This is a genomic window from Anaerosporobacter sp. (genome assembly GCF_965301125.1).
In genome coordinates this window covers 1-5,321 of record NZ_CBDLAM010000225.1, presented here as the reverse complement: position 1 = coordinate 5,321, position 5,321 = coordinate 1, and the positions used below count along the sequence as shown (strand labels likewise).

Here is a 5,321-nt window from a genome sequence, read left to right as displayed (position 1 = left end):
ATGGTAAAAAAATCACAACATGGTTTAAGAGAAGTAGTTTTCTTGCTGTTAGAAAAGAAAAGGAGGAGAAAAACGAATTAAATGAAATTGATACGGATAATCTAGGAACAGAGACCGAGAAGAATGATTTAGATGAAGAAGATGATATGTATAATTCTGTTAAGATAATGGGATTAAATGCAGACGTATATGAATTTGTAGAGAATAGGATTAAAAAAAGAAAAGGTTTAAAGAACATTTCTGCCTTAAACATTTTAATTCGTAGATCTTTATTATTGGATAATAATCTGACTTTTGATGAGAGCATACCGGTATTCACTGATTTAATATTTGTTTCAAAATTATTTACGTTAATTAAGAGTGCGATTTATGTTCAAGAAGCAATGTACGTAAAAAGAAAACGAAATAACCCAGTACAGTATCCTTCTATTAATCAGATTAATTATGATAATCGATTTGATAGTATGCTCTATGCATATATGAAATCTACAGAAGAGCTTTTGAGTTTTCCTACGGTACAACAGATATTGGAACAAAAGATGATTAACTATTATTGTAATTATTTTGTGACTAGACTAAGACGTAGTGAAATGAGTTATTGGAAGAATGAACGGTTTCTTCAAATGGTACAGCTTTCAAAACAATGGAATGTACATTTAATTAGTGAACAAAATTTTTATAAAAGGCGTTTGATAGCCGCATTGAGAAATGGAAATCGTAAAAAAAGTTTGTTTTGGATAAATCTCCATTTAGGTAGAAAAAAAGCAAAAAAATTATTACATAATCGTAAATTGTTATCGACATATTTGTATTTTCATTATTTTTCAAAGATGAGTATCAAGCAAAATTACGTTATGTGTGAAACTTTCCTCGGAAGAAATTATGCGGATAGCCCAAAGAATATCTTTGAATATATGAGTAAAACATATCCTGGTAAATATAAATTTATATGGAGTGTTGATAAAAAAACGAAATTTCCGTATCCATGTAAGAAAGTAAAAAGATTTGGGATACGATATGCATATTATTTGGGAAGAAGTAAGTATTTTATTTTTAATATGAGACAACCTGTTTGGATGAGAAAAAGAAAAGATACAGTTTTTATACAGACGTGGCATGGTACACCGTTAAAAAAGCTTGTATTTGATCAAGAAGAGGTTATGTCTGCAACACCATTGTATAAGAAACAAGTATATGAACAATCAAGAATTTGGGATTATTTAATATCTGACAATGCATTTTCGACTGAAGTTTTTGGTTCTGCTTTTCTTTATGATAAAGAAATTCTTGAGAGCGGATATCCTAGAAATGATTTGTTGTATCAAATAGATATGGACCAGATTGCAAAGAAAATCAAAAGAAAATTAAAATTACCTGCAAATAAGAAAATTATACTATACGCACCAACATGGAGAGATGATGAGTATTATGATAAAGGTCAATATAAATTCGAGTTGCATATGGATTTAGTAAAATATCAAAAAGAATTAGGTGATGAGTATATTATTTTGGTACGTACACACTATTTTATTTCAGACCAATTAGACTTGAATCAATATAAAGGGTTTGCTCATAATGTAAGTAAGTATGATGATATTTCAGAATTGTATTTGATATCAGATATTTGTATAACAGACTATTCATCTGTATTTTTCGATTATGCAAACTTAAGAAGGCCTATTCTTTTCTACACATATGATCTTGAAAAATATCGAGATATGCTAAGGGGATTTTACTTAGATATTGAAAAAGATGTTCCAGGTCCTTTGTTATTTAATGATGAACAAGTAATTGAATCAATTAAGAACATTGAGCAAGTAAAGATAGAATATAAGAAAGTATATGAAGATTTTTGTAATCGTTTTTGTTATTTGGATGATGGAAATGCATCAAAACGTATTGTGGAAAAAGTCTTTAAGTAACTGACAAAGATGTAACTGAAGTAATGAAAAACCACGCTAGATAATAATAAGCTAGCGTGTTTTTTGCATAATGATAATTGAAGGTTCTCATTATGATATTTTCTGCTGAACAAAGCTAAACAATTTATGCATATTTTTATGCAAAAAGGAAAATATAGTCTTATCGATATTTGACTTGTTTTTTTGGTTAGTAGGAAGGAGACATATATGGAACAGATAGCTTGTTTGAATTTTTGTGATATCATGAATTATCTGGACCAAGAAGAAGAGACGATGGAGGATACCATTAAGAAGACAGCGTATAAAGCAGGCTTCGAACATGTTGAGCGAATCTATATCGGCTCTTATTTTTGTGCGCAGTATTTTCTGCATATGGATGATAGATTAATAGATGACATAGTTACACTAGCAAAGAATAAGGGGATATACTTAACTTTGGTAATACCTATTATACCGCAGAAGGATCTTAATAACGTACTTAAGAAAATAGAGGGCTACAGTGAATATTTTGAAGATCGTTTGGATGAAATTACAGTAAATGATTATGGAATGCTTGTATATGTCCATGAGAATTATGATGTTAAATTGAATATGGGTAGATTATTTATGAAAGATTATCGTGATCCTAGACACCCGAAATATTTTAATACGGTACTAAAACCTAAGATATTCACAAAGTATCTCATTCCTCTGATTGAGCTGAATCAAATTGATGGAATGGAGTTTGATTTAACACACGAAGCAATTAACTTTGAAGATAAACCAAAAGGGATACGAATAGGGATTCATACACCACTTAGCTATATGACTGTGGGGCAAATATGTGAATATGCATCGATAAATAAAGAGCTTGAGAAGAAATTTAGACCAAATCAACCATGTATGAAAGAATGTCAGGATATGATAATTCGATATGATTTAGAAGATAATCGAGAATGGGTCCGTGTAGGAAGGGCAGTTTTCTTTGAGAATAGGGAGTGTAAGATTGAAGAATTGAATACTTATCGGGAAATATATTTTGCATTCAATATTGTAGAAAGGAGCAATTTTTATAATGAGAATTTTAGTTCCACTTAACAATATGGAGCATATTGATGATTATATTGCTTCTGGAGCAGGAGAGTTCTATATTGGATTCCAAGATGAGGAATGGACAAGTAAGTTTGGTGAATATGCAGATATCAACCGAATGTCTGGATTTAAAGAGAATGCCAATCCATTCTCATTAGAAGATGTTGTAGACATTATTGAAATCGTCAAGAACAAAGGAATGTCCATCTATGTAACCTTTAACTCTAGTATCTATTCAGAAGATCAATTAAATCAGATTAAGAAATATTTCATCGTCTTAAAAGAAGGAGGTGTAGATGGGGTTATTGTTTCTTGTATTGAATTAGTAGAGATTGCAGTAAAACTTGAGTTGCCCGTAGTAGTAAGTACAATTGCTGGAGTATATAATACACAAATAGCAAGTTTTTATAGAGACAGGGGAGCTAATAGAATTATTATACCAAGAGACATGTCCGTTGATGAAATAGAGACAATCGTGAAAGAAGTTCCAGATGTAGAGTATGAAGTTTTTATGATGCGTAATGGTTGTATATTCTCTGATGCGAATTGCTTAGGATTGCATAGAAATGAATCTTGTTCTATTTGTGGAAGTTTAAATAACGCAACTAGTCAAATACAAATGAAAGAGGAGGGTAAAAAGCAAAAGATTGAATGGAATGACTTACTCTATACGAAATCATTCCATGAATATGCATGTGGCTTATGTTCTCTCTATCGATTTGTTAAGATGAACATCACAGCATGCAAGATTGTCGGCCGTACCGATGAATGGAAGAACATATGCAGTGATATTCGTTATGTAAAACACAACATTGAAATTGCAAAGAATTGTAAGTCGCAAGAAGAATTCCTTGAACGAATGCAACTTCCAGAAGAGAATGAATTACTGTGTAAGGACGGCCTTTCTTGTTATTATCCAGAGATGCGTTTTTAAGTATAATAATCATTTGATGAACATTGAGTCGGTGGAAAAAATTTGTGTGGACAAATATTAACAAGTTATGCTATCATTATACATTGTTGTGTAAATGCAAATCACATATTTAATTTAAGTCAAATGTTGACTGAATAGTCACTGGAAGGAATGGGAAGTATGAACAAAAGACAGTTGAAAAAATCTCTCAACAAAAAGAAAAATGTGAAAGTTACTTTAGCAGGTACAGACAAGAAAAATGTAACAAAAACAGCGGTTAAACCAGAAACTAAAGTAACAAAGAAAGAAAAATGCGAGATTAAAAGCATTACGAAAAAACTAGTTGGTGAATTCATAACTACTAAGGAGGAAATTGTTCCTTCAGGTTCTGAATTACTAAGTGCAGGAGCCTATGCAGTAAATGGTGAAATCGTATTCTTTGCAAATGTTAGTACGAATAAGGAAAATACTGTTGTAGCAAATAAAGAATATGATACAATTGTGTATTTCACAGAAGAAGTCAATGGTTGGGTATCAAAGGATGCTGAGAAGACGTACACGAAGAAAGAATTAGTAGATACAATCTACGCTACTGTGAATACTATGATAGATGAGTATAACAAACAATAAAAAGTAAAACAATAAGGACTTGTTGCACGAGGATTTCTAATATTCCAAATAAGTAAAACCGTAAGGGTAATACATTTTGAATGGAATATATGGGAAGGAAATAATCGAGCAACAGGTCCTTATTTCTTATTACAGATATGTAAAATCATTTGTATTCTTAAGGAGACTTTTGAGCCTTTTAAGTCCATCCTGATATTCGGTAAATGACCTTGGGCTGGTAATAGCGATTCGAACTGCAGGAGGAACCTGGCAATTACCGATTGCAAAACGCTCAGCTGCATAAACTTGAACACCTGCTTGTCTTGCACATAGTTCAAAACTAGTGCCAGTGAAATAATCTGGAAGATTAAGAAAACGAAGGTTACAGTATTTTTCACAAGGGGTAAGAAAACCAGCAAGTATAGTATCTGCTAATTTATTTCTTTTGATAATTTCATCTCTACGTTTTGTTCGTATCTTTTCAGCAAGGCCAGAGTGTATTAACCTAGCAGCACATTCTGTCATAAGCGTGGAAATCGCTATTGTATTGTTATAGATAGCAACTGCGACCGCCTTTGTGTACCTCTTTGGTGTTGCCAGAATAGCAGTTCTAAGACCTGGAGATATTGTTTTGGACAAACTCATTATGTATATAGTATGATCGGGTGCAAAGGATTGTATCGGTGGAAGAACTAAGGAATCCTCTTTTAACAAAGTGTTAATGGAATCTTCAATTATTAAAAGATTCTTTTCTATAGAAAAAGAAGCAACTTCCTTACGCAAAGCAAGTGACATTGTATTGGTTG

General features: G+C 31.8%; 4 protein-coding genes and 1 pseudogene. 4 read left to right on the top strand and 1 reads right to left on the bottom strand.

The annotated features are described in order from the left end of the window. From ACW2QF_RS17315 to ACW2QF_RS17300, 4 genes are all read left to right on the top strand, one after another. A partial coding sequence (locus tag ACW2QF_RS17315) for a CDP-glycerol glycerophosphotransferase family protein (RefSeq protein ID WP_455717267.1) occupies nucleotides 1–1,922 on the top strand: 1,922 nt, incomplete at its 5' end. Nucleotides 1,923–2,129: 207 nt separating this feature from the next. Next, on the top strand, nucleotides 2,130–2,999 hold the full coding sequence (locus tag ACW2QF_RS17310; protein ID WP_455717266.1) for a hypothetical protein: 870 nt from the start codon (nucleotides 2,130–2,132) through the stop codon (nucleotides 2,997–2,999). After that, nucleotides 2,977–3,927 (top strand): peptidase U32 family protein, encoded by a 951-nt coding sequence (locus ACW2QF_RS17305; RefSeq protein WP_455717265.1) that lies wholly within the window; start codon nucleotides 2,977–2,979, stop codon nucleotides 3,925–3,927. Before ACW2QF_RS17310 ends, ACW2QF_RS17305 begins: the two co-directional genes overlap by 23 nt. A gap of 159 nt (nucleotides 3,928–4,086) precedes the next feature. Further along, complete coding sequence (locus ACW2QF_RS17300) at nucleotides 4,087–4,536, top strand: hypothetical protein (protein ID WP_455717264.1); 450 nt, start codon at nucleotides 4,087–4,089, stop codon at nucleotides 4,534–4,536. A 129-nt stretch (nucleotides 4,537–4,665) separates the two neighbouring features. On the opposite strand, the pseudogene ACW2QF_RS17295 reads toward ACW2QF_RS17300, so the two are convergent. Next, a pseudogene (locus tag ACW2QF_RS17295) lies at nucleotides 4,666–5,321 on the bottom strand (PLP-dependent aminotransferase family protein); the annotation flags it as partial.

Excerpts from the sequence above, each read along its gene's own strand:
- ACW2QF_RS17310 (WP_455717266.1), top strand. The coding sequence starts at position 2,130 with ATGGAACAGATAGCTTGTTTGAATTTTTGTGATATCATGAATTATCTG.
- ACW2QF_RS17305 (WP_455717265.1), top strand. The coding sequence starts at position 2,977 with ATGAGAATTTTAGTTCCACTTAACAATATGGAGCATATTGATGATTAT.
- ACW2QF_RS17300 (WP_455717264.1), top strand. The coding sequence starts at position 4,087 with ATGAACAAAAGACAGTTGAAAAAATCTCTCAACAAAAAGAAAAATGTG.